Raw genomic sequence first — 20,591 nt, forward strand, 5'->3', positions numbered from 1 at the left:
AAAAACTCCTTTTGGGATTGAAATTGATTTTTGATATTGAGATTGACATTGAATTATTATTTTTACAAAAATTAAAAAATTATGGTATTAAGCAGATTTTGGTTAGCTATTTTTATTTCGTCAATTGTATTTATTGTGGTGAGTTTGTTCACTGCTCAAACTTACACCATTGATTATGTTTTGAATGGAAAAAAAGACGATCCCATCCTGATTTCAGAGAAATATGTGGAACAACTTCCTGCCTTTATCAAAGACAGCATAAAAAAAGCTCCAGATCAAACCCTGATTATCAATCGTGATACACTCAATGCCGACACGACTTATGTGTATAAAAACAAGACCGTAAAAGTTTTCAGTGGTATTCAAAAATCGGACGGTTTACTGCCTACCTGCAAAAATACTTTGATGGATTTGGTATTGCCGCTTATGGCTTATTTGGCTTTTTTCTGTGGCCTAATGGAACTTTTAATCATTTCGGGAGCTTCAGGAAATCTGGCTAAAGCACTGAGTCCGGTATTTGTAAAAGTGTTTCCAAGTATTCCTAAAAACCACCCTTCGATTTCATATATGACCCTGAATTTTGCCGCCAATTTTCTGGGATTGGATTCGGCTGCTACGCCTTTTGGACTCAAAGCGATGGAAAGTTTACAGGAAATAAACCCCGAAAAAGACAAGGCCAGCGATGCCCAAATTATGTTCATGTGCTTGCATGCTTCAGGGCTTACGTTAATTGCCACTTCCATCATTGGATACCGCGCTGCGGCTAATGCAACCAATCCTGCCGATGTGATGCTCCCTTGTATCATTACTTCTTTCATTGGTACCATTGCTGCATTTTTAATTGTGGGAATAAGACAAAAAATCAATTTTAAAAGCGCCTCTTTAGTGCTGTCCTTAATGGCATTAATTGCTGCTATTGTTGGTTTGCTGATGTATGTAAATCATCTGGATTTAATTGGTAAAAACTATTTTACTTCAAATCTATCGGGATTGATTTTAGTGGGTATTATTGCTCTAACCTTGTTTTTTTCGTTCAAAAAGGAAAAGAAATTTACCGAGGCAAACACCACCGTTTTTGAAGCTTTTGTATCGGGAGCCAATAACGGAGTAAAAACCGGGGTTACTATTTTCCCTTATGTTTTGGGAATGTTGGTTGCTATTTCATTGTTTAGAAACAGCGGCCTATTTGAAATCATCAGCAACGGACTTGGGTTTGTTTTCTCAAATATGGGAGTTAATAAAGAAATTGTAGACGCTTTGCCTGTTGCCTTATTGAGACCTTTCAGCTCTGCAGGTTCCAGAGGATTTTTAATTGATTCGATGAATACTTTTGGCGCCGATTCTTTAACAGGACGTTTGAGCAGTATTTTTCAATGCAGTGCCGAGAGTACTTTTTATGTAATTGCTGTTTATTTTGGTTCGGTAAATATTAAAAACACACGTTATGCCTTAGGCACGATGCTTCTGGTTGATGTGGTTTGTGTGATTACCGCGATTTTTGTGGCGAGCTGGTTTTTTTAGAGAATCATAACCGCAAATAATCTTTGAAAATTTGCGGAATTTGTGGTTAATTGAATTTTAATATCTAAAGAAAATAATAGAAAATTATTGCCGTTATCTTAGGGATTTTAATCTATTTTTCATTCTTTTGAATTTTATACAAACAAATAAAAATGTCAAAGTACACTAAATATATAGCAATTGGATTGCTAATCCTATTCTTACTTACCAGTTTATTGAGTTGCGGTGTTGTTTATACCAGAAATAATTCATCATCGGGTAAAATTCCCCCAGGACAGGCTAAAAAAATGACGGGAAGCAAAAGCGCAAAATACTATGCTCCAGGTCATAATAAATAATCTATTAATCACTTTAAATAATTAAAAAAATGTCAAAATACACTAAATACATTGCTATAGGATTGCTAATTCTATTTTTAGTTACCAGCTTATTAAGCTAGTTTTTAAAACATTAATCAGACACATAAAGAGATGGTATTGCATAAATATCATCTCTTTTTGCTTGTTTTTATAACAAAAAGTTTGATTTTACGAAGGAATCACAGCTGTTAAAAGACTGTGGCTACGCTAAATAATTTTTATATTTGTCAAAAAAAATAAAATACCAATGGACTTTATTTATCAGGATCCTTATCCAATTTTAAAAGACGATACCCAATACCGTAAAATAACTTCAGACTACGTAAAAGTAGAAAAACTAGGAGACCGCGAAATCCTAACTGTTGACCCAAAAGCTTTGGAATTACTTTCGCAGGAAGCCATGAAAGATGTTTCATTTATGTTGCGTACTTCACATTTGGAAAAATTAAGAGCTATTCTTGACGATCCGGAAGCAACCGACAACGACCGATTTGTGGCTTATAATTTATTACAGAATGCCGTAGTAGCTATCGATGGGGAATTACCTTCCTGTCAGGACACCGGAACAGCGATTGTAATGGCCAAAAAAGGAGAAAATGTATATACGGGCGTTGATGATGCCGAATGGCTTTCTAAAGGTATTTTTAATACTTATATCGAAAGAAACCTTCGTTATTCTCAAATTGTACCTATCAGCATGTTTGAAGAAAAGAACTCAGGTTCGAATCTTCCGGCTCAGATTGATATTTATGCTAAAAAAGGTGCTTCTTACGAATTTCTGTTTTTAGCAAAAGGAGGAGGTTCGGCTAACAAAACCTATTTGTACCAACAAACGAAATCCCTATTGAACGAAAAATCATTGGATGCTTTTATTCGTGCTAAAATAATGGATTTAGGAACTTCTGCCTGTCCGCCTTACCACTTGGCTTTAGTGATTGGAGGAACTTCTGCCGAAGCAACCTTGGCAGCTGTTAAAAAAGCCTCTGCGGGTTATTATGATAATTTACCTACTACAGGAAACATGGCCGGTCAGGCTTTCCGTGACTTAGAGTGGGAAAAAAGAGTGCAAAAAATTTGCCAGGAAAGTGCTATTGGAGCGCAATTTGGAGGTAAATATTTCACTCATGACGTTCGTGTAATCCGTTTGCCACGTCACGCTGCTTCTTGTCCTGTAGGATTAGGAGTTTCCTGTTCTGCCGACAGAAATATCAAAGGAAAGATTACCAAAGACGGAATCTTCGTAGAGCAATTAGAGGTAAATCCAAAACGTTTATTACCTGAAACGCCACCGCATTTAGAAGAAGCTGTAGAGGTTGATTTGAACCAACCAATGAGCGAGATTCTTAAGAAATTATCTCAATACCCAATTAAAACACGTTTGAAATTAAACGGAACTTTAATTGTGGCTCGTGATATAGCCCACGCTAAAATCAAAGAATTACTGGATGCCGGAAAACCTATGCCGGAGTACTTTAAAAACCACCCGATTTATTATGCTGGTCCTGCTAAAACTCCGGACGGAATGCCATCGGGAAGTTTTGGTCCAACAACTGCAGGACGTATGGACGTTTATGTAGAAGAATTCCAGAAAAATGGTGGAAGTATGGTGATGCTTGCCAAAGGAAACAGAACTAAGGATGTGATGAACGCTTGTAAAACTTACGGCGGATTCTATTTGGGTTCTATTGGTGGTCCAGCTGCTATTTTAGCAAAAGAAAATATCCTTTCAGTTGAAGTAGTTGACTTTGAAGAATTAGGAATGGAGGCCGTTAGAAAAATCACTATTAAAGATTTCCCTGCTTTTATTATAACTGATGATAAAGGAAATGATTTCTTTGAGAATTTATAATCTGAAATTCTAAACTTAGAATATTTTTTACCGCAAATTCACAAATTAAAACTGTGAATTTGCGGTTTCTTTTTTTATCAGGCAGTCAATATACTACCACAAATACCTAAGCCAATCAGCAAATACAAAGCGGCTAAAATAAAAAATACTTTGGCTGTTCTGGGTTTGTCTTTTTTCATTGCAAAACCTATAATGGATAATAATATTGGTGGTACAACCATTATCATTATCATGATTACAATAATTCCTCCAAAATCTATATTACCTTCTAATGCTATCATAACTTAAGTTTTTATTAGATTTCTCAATTCTTCCAGACGTACTTTTTTATCATCCCTGTAAAACAAATTCATCGTCTCAAAAGGAATGATTTTATAATCTTTATCAACTATGTGCACACAGGATTTTTTAATCGCTCTGACATCAAAATTATAAGCATCAATAAACTGCATGATGATAATTCGAAATAAATTATCATAACCTAAATCGGGAGCATCAATTGACGGCAAACAACACATAATGGATTTTAGATTTTCTTCGGCTACTTCAACTGAATTTCCAGTGCTAAAAAGTTCTATCATTTTTTCCTTAAGCACATCATCTTGTTCGTAAATGATAGTGTTTTTACTGTTATCCAGTAAGTCATTCGGGTTGATATAACGTGTTAAAGGAAATACTTCATTGCCTAATTTTAATGCATAACCCATTACCAAAGCATCGGGATTACAAGGAACCGGTAATAAATCATCAGGATTAAAAATAGTAGTTTGTTCCAAAATTTTACGCCTTACTTCGGTTAACGTCATCCGATCGGTTTCGGGATTAAAATTTTCCAATCGACCGGCAATTTGTGTAGGTTGAAAAGTAACTCCCCGAACGCATTTTTGCTGTAAAGCAAATTCGATTATTTTACCTATTTCGTTATCATTCAATCCTTTTTGAAGCGTAACAACCAAGGTAGTAGAAAGATTCAATTCGTTCAGATTTTCAATGGCTTGTTTTCGAATTTCATTCAAATCGGCACCACGTAATTCTTGCAACACACTATTTTCAAATGAATCAAATTGCAAATAAATTTCAAAATCAGGAGCATAGCTTTTTAATTGTCTGGCAAATTCCTTGTCTTTGGCAATTTTAATTCCATTGGTATTTAACATCAAATGCCTGATTGGAAGTGATTTTGCGTAATCCAATATTTCAAAAAATTGCGGATGAATCGTAGGCTCTCCGCCGCTTATTTGTACTACATCCGGTTCTTTTTCGTTGCGAACAATGGCATCCAGCATGGCTTTTACTTCTTCCAAAGTACGATGTCTGCCATAAGTGGGCGAAGAACCCGCATAACAGGTAGGACAGCTTAAATTACATCTATCTGTAATTTCAACAACCGTTAAACAGGAATGTTGTTCATGATCCGGACATAAACCACAATCGTAGGGACAGCCATAATCTGTTTTGGTATTAAATTTATAAGGCATTTCAGAAGGTTTATTGTAATTTCTGATGTTCTTATAGTATGAAATATCATCTGCAATCAACACTTTGGATTTTCCATGTTCCAGGCAATTTTTGAGCATATACACCTTATCGTTTTCAAAAACAATTTTAGCGTCAATTCGTTTTAAGCATTCCGGACAAAGACTTAAAGTATAATCGTAATAGGTGTAATTTCTAACTGGCATTTTTAAATAAGCTTAAAATTGTTTTATGATAATAAATTAAACACAGCAAACACAATAACTGAATACTGCTTAAACCGAAAAGAAAGAACACATTGGGTTTTAAAAATTCAATACAAAAACGAAATGCAAAATAAGCAATCATGAAATACCGGAAGAGCATACCGTTTTTAAGTTCTTTATCTTTTAATTTCCATAAAAATAAAAATAAAAAGCTTACAAAAATCAATTCATACAAAGCTAATGGATGTCTTTTTAAACCATCGCCAAGGTTCATTCCCATAAAGAAGGAAGTTTTCTCCCCATAGGTAAATTCATTTATTCCGGACAGAAAGCATCCTATTCGGCCAATAAAAATCCCCAGAAGAATTGGAAAAACAAATAAATCTCCCGAAGATTGTTTTTCACCGATTATTTTTTTCGAAAGTTCTACTCCTAATAAACCTCCAAACAAACCACCCATAATGGTTTTAAAATTGAAAATAGCAACCCATGATTCAACCGAATCCGGAAGAACAGGATTCTCCAGAAAACCCATAATTCTCGAACCTAAAAAAGCACCAAGAATTGCTCCAAGAATAATGGAAAGTCTATTGATGCCTGAAATATGATCCGTTGATTTTTTTCGAAGAAATAAATAATAGCGAAATCCCAAAAAGAAAGCCAGATATTCTAAAACCAGATGAATATTTATTTGATATCCTAAAAAAACTGGGGCGAAAGGCAGAGTCATTTCTTTCTTAATCTATCACCATCTCAGGAATATCACCTTCAATGATTAAATTCGCTTCAGTCGAAGCGATAATATGTTCAACTGATATTCCCGGAGCTCTTTCTAATAACTTAATTCCTTTTGGAGTAATTTCCATGACGGCCAGTTCGGTTACTATTTTTTTGACGCAACCTACACCAGTTAAAGGCAAAGTACATTTTTTAAGAATTTTAGACTCTCCTTCTTTGTTGACGTGCATCATCGCCACAATGATATTTTCGGCAGAGGACACTAAATCCATCGCCCCTCCCATTCCTTTAACCATTTTACCGGGAATTTTCCAATTGGCTATATCGCCATTTTCAGCCACTTCCATAGCGCCAAGGATTGTCAAATCGACATGCTTACCGCGAATCATCCCAAAGCTCATTGCCGAATCAAAAAAACTAGCTCCGGCTAACGTGGTAATAGTTTGCTTGCCCGCATTGATAAGATCAGCGTCTTCTTCGCCCTCAAAAGGAAAAGGCCCCATGCCCAGAACGCCATTTTCGCTTTGTATTTCAACGTTTATTCCTTCAGGTATATAATTAGCCACCAGAGTAGGAATTCCTATCCCTAAATTCACAAAATAGCCGTCTTTGAGTTCCCGGGCAATTCTTTTGGCGATATCTTCTTTTGTTAAAGGCATAATTTTATTTTTTAAAACATATAAGTCATATAAGTTTTCTATTCAAATAGAACATTTTTTTGAACCATATAAGAAATTGAAGTTCATTTAAGTGCTATTCAAACTGAACAGTAATCCCGAAACTTCGGGACTGATCACTGAGCACTATTTCTTTTCTCTAGTTTCTTTCTTCTATTCTCTTTTTCGAACCGTTCTCTTCTCAATCCGTTTTTCATATTTCTCACCCTGAAAAATACGTTGTACAAAAATTCCGGGAATGTGAATTTGATTAGGATCTAAGCTTCCGGCTTCAACCAATTCTTCCACTTCGGCAATGGTTATTTTTCCGGCACCTGCCATTACAGGATTAAAATTTCGAGCAGTTCCTTTGAAGATTAGGTTTCCTGCCGTATCGCCTTTCCAGGCTTTTACAATGGAAAAATCGGCATTGAAAGCCTGTTCCATCACATACATTTTCCCGTTGAATTCGCGGGTTTCTTTACCAATCGCTACTTCGGTTCCATATCCCGCCGGAGTATAAAAAGCCGGAATTCCTGCCTGAGCCGCACGACAGCGTTCAGCCAGAGTTCCTTGCGGAATTAATTCGACTTCCAATTCTCCCGAAAGCATCTGACGTTCAAATTCGGCGTTTTCTCCCACATAGGAAGAAGTCATTTTCCGGATTTGTCTTTTTTGCAAAAGCAATCCCAGACCAAAATCGTCCACACCGGCATTGTTTGAAATACAACTGAGATTTTTAGTTCCTTTTTGAACTAATTCGGCAATAGCGTTTTCAGGAATACCACACAATCCGAAACCACCAAACATAATAGTTGCATTATCGTAAATACCTTCTAATGCCTCCTGAACCGAATTTACTTTTTTATTAATCATAAGGAATTGTAGTTTTTGATTCTTAAAAATAAGGCTTTATTTCTAAAAATAAAAAACAATATTACAATTCGAAAAAAATAAACCCTTTATAATTTCTTATGAAAATGATAAGCGCTAATGGTAAAATCCTCTTTGAAGTAGAGTTTATGCGCAGTAGTTCTGGCCGGACCGGAATCTAACTGAATCGAAACACAGTTATTTTCCAAAGCAATTGCTTTCAGGTGATTTAAAAGCTGGCTTGCATAACCCTTACCTCGGTATTCTTCCAATGTTGAAAGATCATCCAGATAAAGCATTTTACCACAATACAACATCGTATAGATACGATAACCGGCAATTGCAACCGTTTTATCCTTTTCCTGAATATAAAGCAAATGATAGCCTTCTTTTTGTAAATTCTGAATTTGAGAAACAAAATTTTCTCTTTCTAACATAGGTCGTAATACAGAAATAGCTTCCCAGCAGGAAGCTATTTCTGTATCTGTAATTGCAATTTTAATTTCAGTCATGATTAACAAATAAAATTAAAAACGGCTTTAAAATTCAAATTCATCTGTTGTTTGGGTTGAATCTTTTGCAACAGTATCTCTTACTTTTCTAGGTTGGTAACAATCAACTTTTATAGAAAGATTGGCCGGACGTTCAAAATCTTCTTTGGACACTTTTAAATTCGGATCTTCATAACACAACTTCATAAAATATCCCCAAACAGGCAAAGCAGCAGTAGCTCCCTGACCGTAAGTAAGGCTTTTAAAACGTGCCGAACGGTCTTCGCAACCTACCCAAACTCCGGTTACTAAATTAGGAACCATTCCCATAAACCATCCGTCTGATTGATTTTGTGTTGTTCCTGTTTTACCGGCAATTGGATTCTTAAACACATACGGATAACCTGTCCAACGGTTGTCACCGCTACCTCCGTATTCCGTTCTTAATCTGGAACCCGAACCTCCTTCGGTTACACCTTCCAGTAATTTAACCACAGCAAATGCAATATCTTTATTCAATACATCATGCGATTCCGGTATTGGTTCATAAATAACTACTCCGCTTTTATCTTCAATTCTGGATAAAAACTGAGGTTTATTATACACTCCCTGATTAGCAAAAGTACTATAAGCAGCTACCATTTCTTCAACCGTAATATCAACTGCTCCAAGCGCAATAGAAGGCTGAGCCGGTATACTAGTTTTAACTCCTAATTTATGAGTTAATTTAATAACCGCTTCCGGACCTACTTTATCAATTAATTTAGCCGAAACGGTATTGATCGAATTAGCCAATGCTTTTTTCAAAGTTACCATTCCAAGGTAAGTATTGTTTGAGTTTTTTGGCGTCCAGGTTTCGGTCACGTGATGACGTCCAACAGGAATTGTAAATGGTGCATCAATGATGGTATCACAAGGTGACATGTTCAATTGTTCGATTGCAGTTGCATAAACAAAAGGTTTAAAAGTAGAGCCTACCTGTCTTGCTCCCTGAGCTACGTGATCGTATTGAAAATACTTATAGTTAATACCTCCCACCCAGGCTTTAATATGTCCTGTTTGAGGTTCCATTGCCATTAATCCAGATTGCAGGAAGTGTTTGTAATAACGAATAGAATCCAGAGGTGTCATAATAGTATCTCTTTCCCCTTTCCAGGTAAACACAGTCATTGGCACTTTTTTATTAAAAGATTCAATGATTTCCTCATCGGTTTTTTCCATCGATTTCAGAATAAACCAACGGTTAGAAGCCTTCATTGCCTGCTTTAAAATACGATTGGTTTCTTTTTCGGTAATATTTACAAAAGGTGCATTTTTATTGTCTTTTTGTTCAATAAAAAATTGTTCCTGTAAATTAGCCATGTGTGCAGCCACAGCTTCTTCGGCATGTAGTTGCATTCTGGAATCAATCGTAGTGTAAATCTTTAATCCGTCTTTGTAAATGTCATAGTCTGATCCATCCGGTTTTTTATTCGTTTCAGCCCATTTTTTCATGTATTCTCTCAAATACTCTCTAAAATAAGTTGCTGTTCCTTCACGGTGGCTTTCTAATTTAAATTTCAACTTGATTGGTAAAGCCTGTAATTTTTCTTTCTGAGCTTCAGTAATCATATGTGATTTTTCCATTTGCGCAAGCACCACATTTCTGCGGTTTTTTACACCAACAGGATTTCTTACCGGATTATACAAACCTGAATTTTTAAACATTCCCACTAACATTGCCGATTCATCTACGGTTAATTCTTTAGGTGTTTTTGAGAAATAGGTTTGTGAAGCCGAACTTACTCCAACAGCATAATTTCCAAAATCATACACATTGCAATACATAGCAAGAATCTCATTCTTAGTATATTGTCTTTCTAACCTTATAGCAATAATCCATTCTTTAGCCTTTTGAACAATACGAAACGGTAAAAATTTAGAACCTTCACCGTGGAATAATTGTTTGGCTAATTGTTGGGTCAATGTACTTGCACCTCCATTAGTTCCTAAACTCAAAATGGCTCTCAAAGTCCCTCTTCCATCAATACCTGAATGTTCATAAAAACGCTCATCTTCGGTTGCTACTAAAGCATCTACAAGATTTTTTGGTAAATCAGAATATTTTAATTGGGAACGGTTTACCTGAAAATATTTTCCAATTACTACTCCATCAGAAGAAATAATTTCGGTAGCTAAATTGGAATCCGGATTTTCCAAGTCTTCAAAAGAAGGCATGGAACCAAAAAGTCCCCAGGAAGCAAATAGGAAAAAAAGAAAAACTCCTCCTAATCCATAAAAGAAAAACTTCCAGAATTTTTTTGCATAATACTTTACATCGTGTTCTGCATTATTTGTCTTTTTAACTGCCATAACTATTTTTTATTCTTTTTTTTCAATTCTTAAACCAACTTCTGTAATACCCTCTAATTGAGTAACTCCGGGAACTTTACCTCCTTCTCTAACAGCTTGTTTGATGTTGAGTTTGTATTTTCCTCTAAATTTTACATTCTCTTTATAATACAATTTACTTTCTTTAATATCGGTAAATCCATCACCCAAAAGTGTTCCATCCGGTGCTGCCATTTGATATTCCAGCGTATCTACTTTGGTATAACCATTCGGTTTTTCTAAAGTTACAATCAAAAAAAGATTGTTAAAAGGATAATTATTATTGTCCCTGATATTTATAAAAAGATCGTACTTTTTAGCAGAATCCAATTCTGGCAAGTTGAAAGAAACAACACTATCCTTATGCCATCCACTACCAACAGATTTGTATTCATCAAAAACCCTTTTTTTATCACAAGAAAAAAAGAGCATGCTCACTAAAAGTATTAAAACGCTATTTTTTAGCCTCATTTTTTTTAATAATTATAGGTTTTCTGGGTCCTTTAGACTTTTTCTCAGAAGCTGGTTTTTGCTCATTTGGAGCAGTTTGAGCTGGCTGAGCAGGTTTATTTGATTGTTTATTTTTATTCGATGGCTTTTTAGCAGTTGGAGCAGCAGCCACTGAATTTTCAACTGCTTTTTTAGGCTTTTTATTGTGTCTTTTACTCTTTTTTGGCTGGTCAAAACGAGTTAAACTCTCCTGCCCCATCGCATTATTAAAGTCTTTTTCAACTTCCTGGGTTACCTCAATAGCATAATCTTCAAGCGAAGCTACTTTCTTTTTCTGCTTATTTTCGGCTATAATTTCCTTAACCTTATCAATTTTTAATACATGCCAATTGGCAAAATTGTTCGTATAGGCAAACCACATCAAACCTTTAAAAATATCCTGTTTTTGACAAACGGCATCCCCTTTTTCGGTAATTAATTTGGTTTCAAATTCAGGAAATCCTTTCAGGGCATCCATGTAAGTATCTAATTCATAGTTCAAGCAACATTTTAATTTACCACACTGACCCGCTAATTTTTGCGGATTCAGAGACAATTGTTGGTAACGTGCTGCTGAAGTATTTACACTTCTGAAATCAGTTAACCAGGTGGAACAGCATAATTCGCGTCCGCAGGAACCAATTCCTCCTAAACGGGCCGCTTCCTGACGGAAACCTACCTGCTTCATTTCAATTCGGGTGCTGAATTCCTTAGCAAAATCTTTAATCAACTGTCTGAAATCCACACGGTCATTAGCAGTATAATAAAACGTAGCTTTTGAACCATCTCCCTGAAATTCAATGTCAGAAATTTTCATTTCCAGCTTTTGTACAATGGCTAATTCTCGTGCACGAACTTTCATTGGTTCTTCTTTACTTCGGGCAGCAGTCCAAATATCGATGTCTTTTTGAGAAGCTTTTCGGTAAATTTTTGGAATATCATTCGCATCAGGATTAATACCTTTTTTCTTCATTTGGATACGAACCAATTCCCCTGTAAGAGTTACAATACCAATATCATGACCGGGAGAAGCTACTGTAGCTACTATATCCCCCATACTTAAAGTCAATTTTTCAGTATTGCGGTAAAACTCTTTTCTACCATTTTTAAAACGGACTTCAACACAATTAAAAGGGGCTTCGCCATTAGGCAAACTCATATTAGAAAGCCAATCGAAAACCGTTAATTTGTTGCAGCTATCAGTGCCACAAGTACCATTATTTTTACAACCTTTAGGTGCGCTACCATCAGAGGTTGAACAACTTGCACATGCCATAATTTTATATGTAGTGTTGCGACTTGCGCAACTTAAGTTCTTAAAACGTTGAATCGGTAAAGATAGTATATTTTAAGTTTACCTCACAACCGTTAAAAATGCCTTTAGCTCTTAATTTTTTATTAAAAAAAACCATTACAATTAAAATGTAATGGTTTAAAATTGAATATTTTAATACTTACTTTCTAAGTTTCATTAACTGAAATAATTTTAAATTACTAGCTTTTGCTACCAATTCAAAACTTTCGTTTTAGTTATTCTTATTCTTTTAAACTTTTAAAATCTTGAATATATAATCCTTTGGCTGTATTTGTAGGATTGAATGCCGCAAGATTGTCATTTCTAAAAGATATTGCGCTTTTAGCACTTTGGTTATTAGTCCGTAAAGTTTGCCCGGTAATTAGTTCAAGAGCCTTTTTTAAATATGGGTCTTTTACGTTTCCAAATTCTACCAGATTTGAAAAAGTATCGTATGGATTAATTTCATAATTAGGTGTTATTTTTGACGGATTTACATCTTTGTCTTTATTGTAATAGGCAAAAGTAATAGGTTGCAATTGCCATTGGTGTTTGGTACTTCTATTAGCGTATGAGGCATAATCGTAAGCAGGAGAGTCATATAAGGTTATCGATCCTACAAATTTACCAACTGTATCATCGCCTATCGTAACCACGTCAATGTATTTTTTTAAACATTGAATGGTGAGTTCACTAGCAGAAGCCGTTTCAAAACTAACTAGGACATATATTTTAGTTAAAGAAAGACTATTTACACTTTCTTCACTCTGAAAAGTGGGTTCGTTATCTACTAAGTTGTAAATTTTAACTTTATCTGAAAGGTATTCAAAACCATCATCGCTATTATGTTTATCATTAAAATCTAAATAGATATAAGGCTTATTTGTATTACTTCCGTTAATCATTTGTGCCAATGCAATTGCAGTTTCTAATGAGCCACCACCATTATATCTTAAATCTAAAACTAATTCATTAATTCCATCCAATTTCATTTTAGCGAAAGCTGCATTAAGTTCATCATTATAATCTGCTTTGAAACCATTAAACACTAAATAGCCTATGTTTTTACTGCCATATACTTTCTTTTCGTAATAAGCAATAGGGTTTTCGTCAATATCAAGTTGGGAAACAGTTACAGTAGTCGCTTTATCGGTGGTTACCATAGCAGTACTTGTAAATCCCACACTTGCAGCCAAAGTAAGGGTTACTTGTGTGTCTTCTAACTGATTATAATTGCTTGCCGTAAGTTGACTTCCATTTATTTTTGTAACAACGTCACCTCTTTTCAATCCTGCTAAAGCAGCAGGTGAACCAGGTACGATATAATTTATTAAGGCTACTAAATTTACATTATTAGCATCTTTAGGGTAAAGACCATAATTAAAACCACCACTTTTTTGGACTTCGGCAATTTTTGAAGCGCTCACAACTTCATTGCTGTTTTCAATCCAAGAAAATTTATCAATCGTTCCTCTTTGATAAAGAAGCGAATAAAAAAGAGCATCAGGAGTCTTACCGTTAATAAAATTAGCATAGTTATTGTTGGAAGTAATTTTGCTATCAGATAAATTAGAAACTTTGGATTGCCAATAATACCAGGAATTCATTGCTTTCCAAACAAAATCATTTATCACATCTGGCGTGGTGGTGGTGGTTTCATTAGAATCAGAATCCTTACTGCAAGAAGTAAAAACCAATCCCACAAGCAACGTTAAAAGGACATATTTTAATTTCATTATAATTCAATTGTTTAAATTAGCATTTGTAGCTATTAAAAACTCTAAAATTATGAAAATTATTACATCAAAAACCATCTATATTTTACTTTCATTCGGATGTTTCTTTCTGTCATCCTGTTCCAAACAACTTTTAGACATCAAAAACCAAACCTATAAAAGCTATAATAGGAATACTGAAAAAGGATATATCGTTAGTTTTGAACTAAATAATAGCGCAATAATTCCAAAATCGATTGTGATAAACGGAATTGTTCAAAATATATCTATGGAAAACAAAATGGGCACTACCTATCAAGTAAATGTGATTGCTCAAACCACTTTAATTCATAACTACCAAGTAAAATTAGAGGAAAAAGAAAACGGAATTTATTTTGAAAAAGATTCGCAACTATTTTTTCAAGCTGTTAAATTTAAATTAATTGAGCAGTAACATTTATATTCATTTGATTTAATTCAAAAAGCTAAAATTTACAATAAAAAATCCTGTTTCGAAATATTCAAAACAGGATTTTAGTATTTAGAAAACAATATTTTTAAGTTTCTTTCACCGAAATTATCTTTACAGGACAAGCTTTGGCAGCCAATTCAACACTTTCGGCAATACTGTGATCATGCGATTTTAAGGTAAAAAAACCTTTGGCATTTTGCGAATGCAATAAAACTGATTTACCGTCTTTTTTAGACATTTGAAACTGTAATGGAGCCATTTCAACACAATAATTACAACCAATACATTTATCTCTTTGTAAGGTAACTATAACCATCAGGCTTCCACAATTTTATAAAGTTTGTCAGACATACGGATTCGGAACGGTAATTTAAACGTACAGTCGTCTCCCTTAGTAGCTTTTTCAGCGGTGCTGTCATTGACGTACATTTCTTCGATAATCATTTCCTGAGCACCGGTATTAGGTCCTGTAATTAGGATTTTGTCTCCAATTTTAATGTCGTAAGCCTCGATTTTAAACTGACCAATCTCGGCTTTTGGAAAATAATGGGTTCCTTTTCCAATATATACTTTTTTCTGAGTAGCAACAGAACCAGGAACTTCACTCCATTCCCCTAATTCCTGACCCAGATAATATCCGGCCCAAAAACCACGATTGTAAACGGTATTTAAAGCTTCCATCCACACCACTATTTTTTCTTTAGAAAAAGTGCCTTCATAATAACTGTCAATGGCTTCGCGATAGGTTTTGATAACGGTTGCCACATATTCCGGAGCACGACCGCGACCTTCAATTTTCAATACCTGAATACCCGAATCGATTACCTGATCCAGAAAATCCAGCGTACATAAATCTTTTGGCGACATCATGTATTCGTTATCCAGCTCGATTTCGAAACCGCTTTCCTGATCGATAACTGTATATTTTTTTCGGCAATTTTGTTTGCAGGCACCTCGGTTTGCCGAAGAATTATGCGAATGCAAACTTAGATAACATTTGCCAGAAACCGCCATACACAAAGCGCCGTGACCGAAAATTTCAATTTCTACTAATTTTCCTGATGGCCCTTTGATTTGTTCTTTTTCAATTTGAGAAGTAATGCTTTTTACCTGACGCAAACTCAATTCGCGACTTAAAACCATCGTATCGGCAAAAAGACTGTAGAATTTTATGGTTTCAATATTGGTAATATTCAACTGAGTAGAAATATGCACTTCCATTCCAATGCTTCTCGCCATCGCAATTACTGCCTGATCTGATGCAATTACTGCCGTAATATTAGCTTCTTTAGCTTTGTTCAATAAGGTTTTAACTACCGATAAATCGTGATCGTAAATGATGGTATTTAATGTTAAATAACTTCTCACATTTTTAACCTCACAACGACGGGCAATTTCCGGTAAATCATCTATGGTAAAGTTCACTGTAGAACGGGCGCGCATATTTAATTGCTCAACGCCAAAGTAAACCGAATCAGCACCATTATCTATTCCAGCCTGAAGTGACTCAAAGTTCCCGGCGGGAGCCATGAGTTCAATTTTATGAATCGATGTCATGATAAATTAGTCTAAAATCTTATATAATTTATCCGATAAACGAATTCGGAACGGAACAGCAAAAGTCAATTTATCACCAGCCTTAGCCTGAATTCCTTCATATCCATTAACAAACATTTTGTCCAGAATCAATTCTTGATTTCCGGTTGTTGGTCCTGAAATTAAGATCTTATCTCCCAAATTCAATTCGTTATTTTCAATGGTAAAAAGTCCAATTTGCGCTTTTACATAATAATGCTCAGCTTTTCCAACTAAGGTCTTTTTTACTTTTATTTTCTGACGAATATCAGCTGATTTTGAAGCGGTTGCTAAAGCCGTATCCGAAAGTTCACCTGAATGTTTGAACTTCAAACTTTCGGATTTTCCTTTTCTGAATACTTTATTACCAACTTGTTTTCCTTTTCGCAATTTTAATTGTTCTTCCCAAGGCAAATGCGTGATTTCCTGACATTCGATTGAACAACAATTTTCCATAGCGGCCTTACAATCATCACATTGGATAAACAATAAATGGCAGCCATCATTAGCACAATTGGTATGATTGTCACAAGGTTTTCCACATTGATGGCATTGCGAAACAATATCATCAGTAATTCTTTCGCCTAGACGATTATCAAAAACAAAGTTTTTTCCAATGAATTTGCTTTCTAAGCCTTCTTCTTTCAATTGCTTGGCGTAATTGATGATTCCCCCTTCTAATTGGTAAACATTTTTAAAACCCTGGTGTTTAAAATATGCACTCGCTTTTTCACAACGGATTCCTCCGGTACAATACATTACCAGATTTTTATCTTCTTTGTGGTTCTGAAGTTGCTCGTTGATAATAGGCAAACTTTCTCTAAAAGTCTCCACATCAGGAGTAATGGCGCCTTTAAAATGACCCACTTCACTTTCGTAGTGATTTCTAAAATCAACCACAATTGTATCCGGATCATCAAGAATATCGTTGAATTCCTTAGCCTTTAGGTGAATTCCTTTATTAGTTACATCAAAAGTGTCGTCGTTCAATCCGTCGGCAACAATCTTGTGACGTACTTTTATTGTCAATTTCAAAAATGCATGATCGTCATGTTCTACGGCTACATTCAAACGAATGCCTTTCATGAAATCATACACCTCCAAAGTTTCTCTAAAAGCTTCAATATTTTCGGCAGGAACGTTCATTTGAGCGTTAATACCTTCATGAGCAACATAGATTCGACCCAGGGCATCTAGTGCATTCCAGGCTAGAAATAAATCGTCGCGAAATTTTTTAGGATCTTCAATTTTGGCATACGCATAGAAAGACAACGTGAGACGTTGTTTACCCGCTTGATCAATTAGTTCAGCTCTTTCTTCTGCGCTTAAGGTGTTGTACAGTTGCATGCTATAAACAGTTTAAGGTTAGAATATTTTTTGCAAAAGTATAAAAAATAAATGGTTTAGTTGTTACACGAAGATTCACAAAGAAATCTCATTTCAAAAGTCAAGCACTGGATAAGGGTTAGCGAGATTGCTTCGTTCCGATAGTTATCAGAATGAAAAAATGAAAGAAAAACCCAAATATAATTAGATATTTTTATTTTGAATGTTACTTTATATCGTTTTACGATATGTTAATCGTTTATGGCTATTATTGAAGATTAAAGTTGACAGATTTTTTTTGTTTTGGATTTTAAAATTTCTATATTTTATAACGTGATAAAACGTTTTCAAACTTTCAAATTACTGATAAACAATATTATACTGTTTTATTAAAGATTCAGGAGTGATTTCTGTCTTTGTTAAAAACATGGGGTTATTGTGAATAAGTTTGGCTTTTAATTGCCGTTAGAATTTACAATCTTTGTATCTGACAGCTGAGCATAAAAAAAACCACAGATCCTACCCTGTGGTTATTTGTAAGGCCTCACAAGTTCTTATTTATTAACTTTATATTTTCTAAAATGAGTTTTAACGATGCTTCATCTTGGAAAACTATTTCTGAATGCCTTTTTTATTTTTCCGGTATTGTTCTAAATATCTACCGTGCTAATAAACGATTTTAGATTAGTTTTAAAATGCCCGTCTTTCAAAGACGGGTTTTTTTATATAGTAATTTTTGTTATGCTTTTTTACTATATCATTTCATGTTGTAAAAGTATAAAAAAAACTTTGCTTTTAAATAAAAAAGTGCTTTTTTAATTTAAAAACTTTTCAATAAAGTATCTTTAAGTTAGATTGCTTAGTTACGAAGCTATCGTAACTCGCAATGACTTTTTAGTTCAAACTCGCTTTAAACATTCGCAATTCTTCCCAGCTGTATTTGTCACCAAATTTTTCTTTCATCGGAGTAAGAGACTCTTCTTTATAGAATTTAAAAGCTTCGGCTAATTCGTCAATTTTATCCTGAGGCAAGACTTCGCTTATCGAAATTCTTTTGCCCTGAATTAATTTTACCAAATGACCTTCAATAGTTTGAACGGTTAGCTTGCGAATATCGGCAATATCTTCAATCGAATTTTTAGCTATCCACAAGTCAAAAGTTTCTTCAATAGTAGATTTTTTAGGTGCTGCCTTGTCTTTTTTCTTAGAAATATAGCGATTCAAATCGACTTCGTCTTCAATCAAATTCACATGCGTTTCTTTGAATTGATTTTGGATAGCTTCTTTTTTCCTCGAAAGATATTTTTTGATTTCATCCGAAGTTAGTTTTTCTTTCGAAATAGGCTCATTGGCAATAACCGTTTCAATTAAAAGTTTGGTTTTCATCAATCGCAAAACCGCTTTCGACTGCAATTCTTCTAATTCAGACAATTCTTCAAAATAGGCTTTTGCTTTTTTGAGCCGTTTAATTTCTTCAATTTTCCACAGAATTTCAAAAACCAAATTGTCCATCGGTTTGAAAAAATAATCAAAAGCTGCCTGAATTCTGGCAGAAACATGAATTAAATCTACCGTTTCATTGGCAAAAATTTTATTCAATTGGATGATGAATTTTTTGGATGGATCCAAAAGCAATTCGATACTTTCCAATTGTTTGGCTGCCCAAAGTGCATTTTTAGATTTTGCCGAACTTTCCGTTTTATCCGAATAACTGAATTTATGATTACGCCATTCCTGAGCCAAATCATACCAATCGAAACTGTTAATCAGATAATTATGGATAAAATTCTTGGTTTCAAAATGCAGCGAATTTTTCAAAACTTCTTCCGAAGCTTTATTCTGTGCATATTCCATCACATCCTGATCGTTTGAAATACCGTTCATACGTAGCGGAGAAAGCAAAACTAAGCCTTCTAACGAACGCAAACGCGACAGAGCCACATAAGCCTGCCCAGGCATAAAAACCTGCGAAACATCAATCGCAGCCTTGTCAAAAGTTAATCCCTGACTTTTATGTACTGTAATGGCCCAGGCCAATTTGATAGGATAATGCACAAAAGTTCCCAAAACCTCCTCCTCGACTTCCTTAGTCAACGGATCGACTTTGTAACGGATATTTTGCCATTCGTAACGCTCTACTTCTATCGTTTTATTTTCTTCGGGAAAATGAACCAGAATTTCCTGACTGGAAAGTGATTTGATAATTCCCATTTTACCATTGAAATAGTTTTTTTCGAAATTCAAATCGTTTTTAACAAACATGATTTGCGCTCCCACTTTCAATTGCAAATTGTGTTCGACAGGAAATATTTTCTCAGGGAAATCACCAGTAATTTCAGGTTTATAGGTAATTAATTCTCCTTTTAAATCCTCCAAAGCCTGAGCATTCATAGCATCGGCTTTGGCATTGTGAGTCGTTAAAGTGATATAACCTTTATTGGCTTTTAAATCAAAATCAGGTTTTACATATTGGTTCAAAACCTGAACGTCTTCGGGAGTAATCTGGTTATTTCTCAGATTATTTAAAACCGAAATAAAACTAGTATCGGTCTGACGGAAAATCTTAGACAATTCAATATACAAAGGCGGACTTTGCTGAATAACATGCGAATGAAAAAAGAATTTTCCCTTGTAATAATTGCGTAAAGTACGCCATTCCTCATCCCGGATTACCGGTGGCAATTGCAACAAATCACCAATAAACAAAACCTGAACACCACCAAAAGGAGTCGCTTTTTTCCGAACGGTTTGCATCATATAATCCATAGCATCCAGCAAATCGGCACGCAGCATACTTACCTCGTCAATCACCAGCAATTCCATATTTCGAATTACCGATTTTTTCACCCCATTCATCTTAAAATGCCTGCGCAAACTTTCCTTAGTTTCAAATTTTACCGTTTCCGAAAACTGTGATTCAGCAGTATGCGAAGGAATGAATCCGCTAAACGGCAATTGGAACATCGAATGAATCGTAACACCGCCGGCATTTAAAGCCGCAATACCCGTAGGTGCCACAACCACAGTATTTTTATGGGTTGTTTCAATTATTTCACGAAGCAAAGTGGTCTTACCCGTTCCTGCCTTACCCGTCAAAAAAACCGAACGCTGGGTTTGATTGATGAATTGTAAAGTATATTTTGCGGCTTCGGATAAGGTTTGCATGTGACGTAAAGATTAA

General features: G+C 35.0%; 18 protein-coding genes. 4 read left to right on the forward strand and 14 right to left on the reverse strand.

Features of this window, described 5'->3' with window-relative positions; translation table 11 throughout:
- Positions 1-81: 81 nt before the first annotated feature.
- From BLR17_RS02625 to BLR17_RS02635, 3 genes are all read left to right on the forward strand, one after another.
- Complete coding sequence (locus BLR17_RS02625; protein WP_066327980.1) at positions 82-1,521, forward strand: nucleoside recognition domain-containing protein; 1,440 nt, start codon at positions 82-84, stop codon at positions 1,519-1,521.
- Between the two features lie 152 nt (positions 1,522-1,673).
- Positions 1,674-1,859 carry a hypothetical protein gene (locus tag BLR17_RS02630; protein ID WP_139068356.1) on the forward strand — a complete coding sequence of 62 codons (186 nt, stop codon included), beginning with the start codon at positions 1,674-1,676 and terminating at the stop codon, positions 1,857-1,859.
- A 268-nt stretch (positions 1,860-2,127) separates the two neighbouring features.
- Entirely contained in the window at positions 2,128-3,729 is a 1,602-nt protein-coding gene (locus BLR17_RS02635) for a fumarate hydratase (RefSeq protein ID WP_066327976.1), read from the forward strand.
- A gap of 77 nt (positions 3,730-3,806) precedes the next feature.
- Here the strand turns inward: BLR17_RS02635 and BLR17_RS02640 are convergent, their stop codons facing one another.
- From BLR17_RS02640 to BLR17_RS02685, 10 genes are all read right to left on the reverse strand, one after another.
- On the reverse strand, positions 3,807-4,010 hold the full coding sequence (locus tag BLR17_RS02640; RefSeq protein ID WP_066327975.1) for a hypothetical protein: 204 nt from the start codon (positions 4,008-4,010) through the stop codon (positions 3,807-3,809).
- Positions 4,011-4,013: 3 nt separating this feature from the next.
- Positions 4,014-5,411: a radical SAM protein gene (locus BLR17_RS02645; RefSeq protein ID WP_066327974.1), complete on the reverse strand. Its 1,398-nt coding sequence runs from the start codon at positions 5,409-5,411 to the stop codon at positions 4,014-4,016.
- Positions 5,401-6,141 carry a prolipoprotein diacylglyceryl transferase gene (locus BLR17_RS02650; RefSeq protein ID WP_066327972.1) on the reverse strand — a complete coding sequence of 247 codons (741 nt, stop codon included), beginning with the start codon at positions 6,139-6,141 and terminating at the stop codon, positions 5,401-5,403. Before BLR17_RS02650 ends, BLR17_RS02645 begins: the two co-directional genes overlap by 11 nt.
- Before the next feature lie 7 nt (positions 6,142-6,148).
- Positions 6,149-6,808, reverse strand: coding sequence for a CoA transferase subunit B (locus BLR17_RS02655; protein WP_066327970.1), 660 nt, complete (start codon positions 6,806-6,808; stop codon positions 6,149-6,151).
- 171 nt (positions 6,809-6,979) lie between these two features.
- Positions 6,980-7,681 carry a CoA transferase subunit A gene (locus BLR17_RS02660; protein WP_066327961.1) on the reverse strand — a complete coding sequence of 234 codons (702 nt, stop codon included), beginning with the start codon at positions 7,679-7,681 and terminating at the stop codon, positions 6,980-6,982.
- 86 nt (positions 7,682-7,767) lie between these two features.
- Positions 7,768-8,190: a GNAT family N-acetyltransferase gene (locus tag BLR17_RS02665; protein WP_066327958.1), complete on the reverse strand. Its 423-nt coding sequence runs from the start codon at positions 8,188-8,190 to the stop codon at positions 7,768-7,770.
- Between the two features lie 27 nt (positions 8,191-8,217).
- Positions 8,218-10,521 (reverse strand): penicillin-binding protein 1A, encoded by a 2,304-nt coding sequence (locus BLR17_RS02670; RefSeq protein ID WP_066327956.1) that lies wholly within the window; start codon positions 10,519-10,521, stop codon positions 8,218-8,220.
- A gap of 9 nt (positions 10,522-10,530) precedes the next feature.
- Positions 10,531-11,010 carry a gliding motility lipoprotein GldH gene (locus BLR17_RS02675; protein ID WP_066327954.1) on the reverse strand — a complete coding sequence of 160 codons (480 nt, stop codon included), beginning with the start codon at positions 11,008-11,010 and terminating at the stop codon, positions 10,531-10,533.
- Entirely contained in the window at positions 10,994-12,304 is a 1,311-nt protein-coding gene (gene ricT, locus BLR17_RS02680; RefSeq protein WP_066327952.1) for a regulatory iron-sulfur-containing complex subunit RicT, read from the reverse strand. The genes BLR17_RS02675 and ricT overlap by 17 nt, the downstream gene beginning before the upstream one ends.
- A gap of 260 nt (positions 12,305-12,564) precedes the next feature.
- Positions 12,565-14,058 (reverse strand): S41 family peptidase, encoded by a 1,494-nt coding sequence (locus BLR17_RS02685; protein ID WP_066327945.1) that lies wholly within the window; start codon positions 14,056-14,058, stop codon positions 12,565-12,567.
- Positions 14,059-14,110: 52 nt separating this feature from the next.
- On the opposite strand from BLR17_RS02685, the gene BLR17_RS02690 reads away from it, so the two are divergent.
- Entirely contained in the window at positions 14,111-14,491 is a 381-nt protein-coding gene (locus tag BLR17_RS02690; RefSeq protein ID WP_066327943.1) for a hypothetical protein, read from the forward strand.
- Positions 14,492-14,594: 103 nt separating this feature from the next.
- Here the strand turns inward: BLR17_RS02690 and BLR17_RS02695 are convergent, their stop codons facing one another.
- The 4 genes from BLR17_RS02695 to BLR17_RS02710 all read right to left on the reverse strand — a co-directional run bounded on the left by BLR17_RS02695 (position 14,595) and on the right by BLR17_RS02710 (position 20,575).
- Positions 14,595-14,825, reverse strand: a complete 231-nt coding sequence (locus BLR17_RS02695; RefSeq protein ID WP_066327941.1) for a ferredoxin — start codon at positions 14,823-14,825, stop codon at positions 14,595-14,597.
- Positions 14,825-16,066, reverse strand: coding sequence for a peptidase U32 family protein (locus BLR17_RS02700; protein ID WP_066327939.1), 1,242 nt, complete (start codon positions 16,064-16,066; stop codon positions 14,825-14,827). Before BLR17_RS02700 ends, BLR17_RS02695 begins: the two co-directional genes overlap by 1 nt.
- A 6-nt stretch (positions 16,067-16,072) precedes the next feature.
- Positions 16,073-17,431 (reverse strand): oxygen-dependent tRNA uridine(34) hydroxylase TrhO, encoded by a 1,359-nt coding sequence (trhO, locus tag BLR17_RS02705; protein WP_066327936.1) that lies wholly within the window; start codon positions 17,429-17,431, stop codon positions 16,073-16,075.
- Between the two features lie 873 nt (positions 17,432-18,304).
- Positions 18,305-20,575, reverse strand: a complete 2,271-nt coding sequence (locus tag BLR17_RS02710) for a helix-turn-helix domain-containing protein (RefSeq protein WP_066327934.1) — start codon at positions 20,573-20,575, stop codon at positions 18,305-18,307.
- Between the last annotated feature and the right edge of the window lie 16 nt (positions 20,576-20,591).

This window comes from Flavobacterium glycines (assembly GCF_900100165.1).
Classification (GTDB): Bacteria; Bacteroidota; Bacteroidia; order Flavobacteriales; family Flavobacteriaceae; genus Flavobacterium; species Flavobacterium glycines.

Bases quoted from the DNA above. Each gene is read 5' to 3' on its own strand.
- BLR17_RS02625 (WP_066327980.1), top strand. From the start codon at position 82: ATGGTATTAAGCAGATTTTGGTTAGCTATTTTTATTTCGTCAATTGTA.
- BLR17_RS02630 (WP_139068356.1), top strand. From the start codon at position 1,674: ATGTCAAAGTACACTAAATATATAGCAATTGGATTGCTAATCCTATTC.
- BLR17_RS02635 (WP_066327976.1), top strand. From the start codon at position 2,128: ATGGACTTTATTTATCAGGATCCTTATCCAATTTTAAAAGACGATACC.
- BLR17_RS02640 (WP_066327975.1), bottom strand. From the start codon at position 4,010: ATGATAGCATTAGAAGGTAATATAGATTTTGGAGGAATTATTGTAATC.
- BLR17_RS02645 (WP_066327974.1), bottom strand. From the start codon at position 5,411: ATGCCAGTTAGAAATTACACCTATTACGATTATACTTTAAGTCTTTGT.
- BLR17_RS02650 (WP_066327972.1), bottom strand. From the start codon at position 6,141: ATGACTCTGCCTTTCGCCCCAGTTTTTTTAGGATATCAAATAAATATT.
- BLR17_RS02655 (WP_066327970.1), bottom strand. From the start codon at position 6,808: ATGCCTTTAACAAAAGAAGATATCGCCAAAAGAATTGCCCGGGAACTC.
- BLR17_RS02660 (WP_066327961.1), bottom strand. From the start codon at position 7,681: ATGATTAATAAAAAAGTAAATTCGGTTCAGGAGGCATTAGAAGGTATT.
- BLR17_RS02665 (WP_066327958.1), bottom strand. From the start codon at position 8,190: ATGACTGAAATTAAAATTGCAATTACAGATACAGAAATAGCTTCCTGC.
- BLR17_RS02670 (WP_066327956.1), bottom strand. From the start codon at position 10,521: ATGGCAGTTAAAAAGACAAATAATGCAGAACACGATGTAAAGTATTAT.
- BLR17_RS02675 (WP_066327954.1), bottom strand. From the start codon at position 11,010: ATGAGGCTAAAAAATAGCGTTTTAATACTTTTAGTGAGCATGCTCTTT.
- ricT (WP_066327952.1), bottom strand. From the start codon at position 12,304: ATGGCATGTGCAAGTTGTTCAACCTCTGATGGTAGCGCACCTAAAGGT.
- BLR17_RS02685 (WP_066327945.1), bottom strand. From the start codon at position 14,058: ATGAAATTAAAATATGTCCTTTTAACGTTGCTTGTGGGATTGGTTTTT.
- BLR17_RS02690 (WP_066327943.1), top strand. From the start codon at position 14,111: ATGAAAATTATTACATCAAAAACCATCTATATTTTACTTTCATTCGGA.
- BLR17_RS02695 (WP_066327941.1), bottom strand. From the start codon at position 14,825: ATGGTTATAGTTACCTTACAAAGAGATAAATGTATTGGTTGTAATTAT.
- BLR17_RS02700 (WP_066327939.1), bottom strand. From the start codon at position 16,066: ATGACATCGATTCATAAAATTGAACTCATGGCTCCCGCCGGGAACTTT.
- trhO (WP_066327936.1), bottom strand. From the start codon at position 17,431: ATGCAACTGTACAACACCTTAAGCGCAGAAGAAAGAGCTGAACTAATT.
- BLR17_RS02710 (WP_066327934.1), bottom strand. From the start codon at position 20,575: ATGCAAACCTTATCCGAAGCCGCAAAATATACTTTACAATTCATCAAT.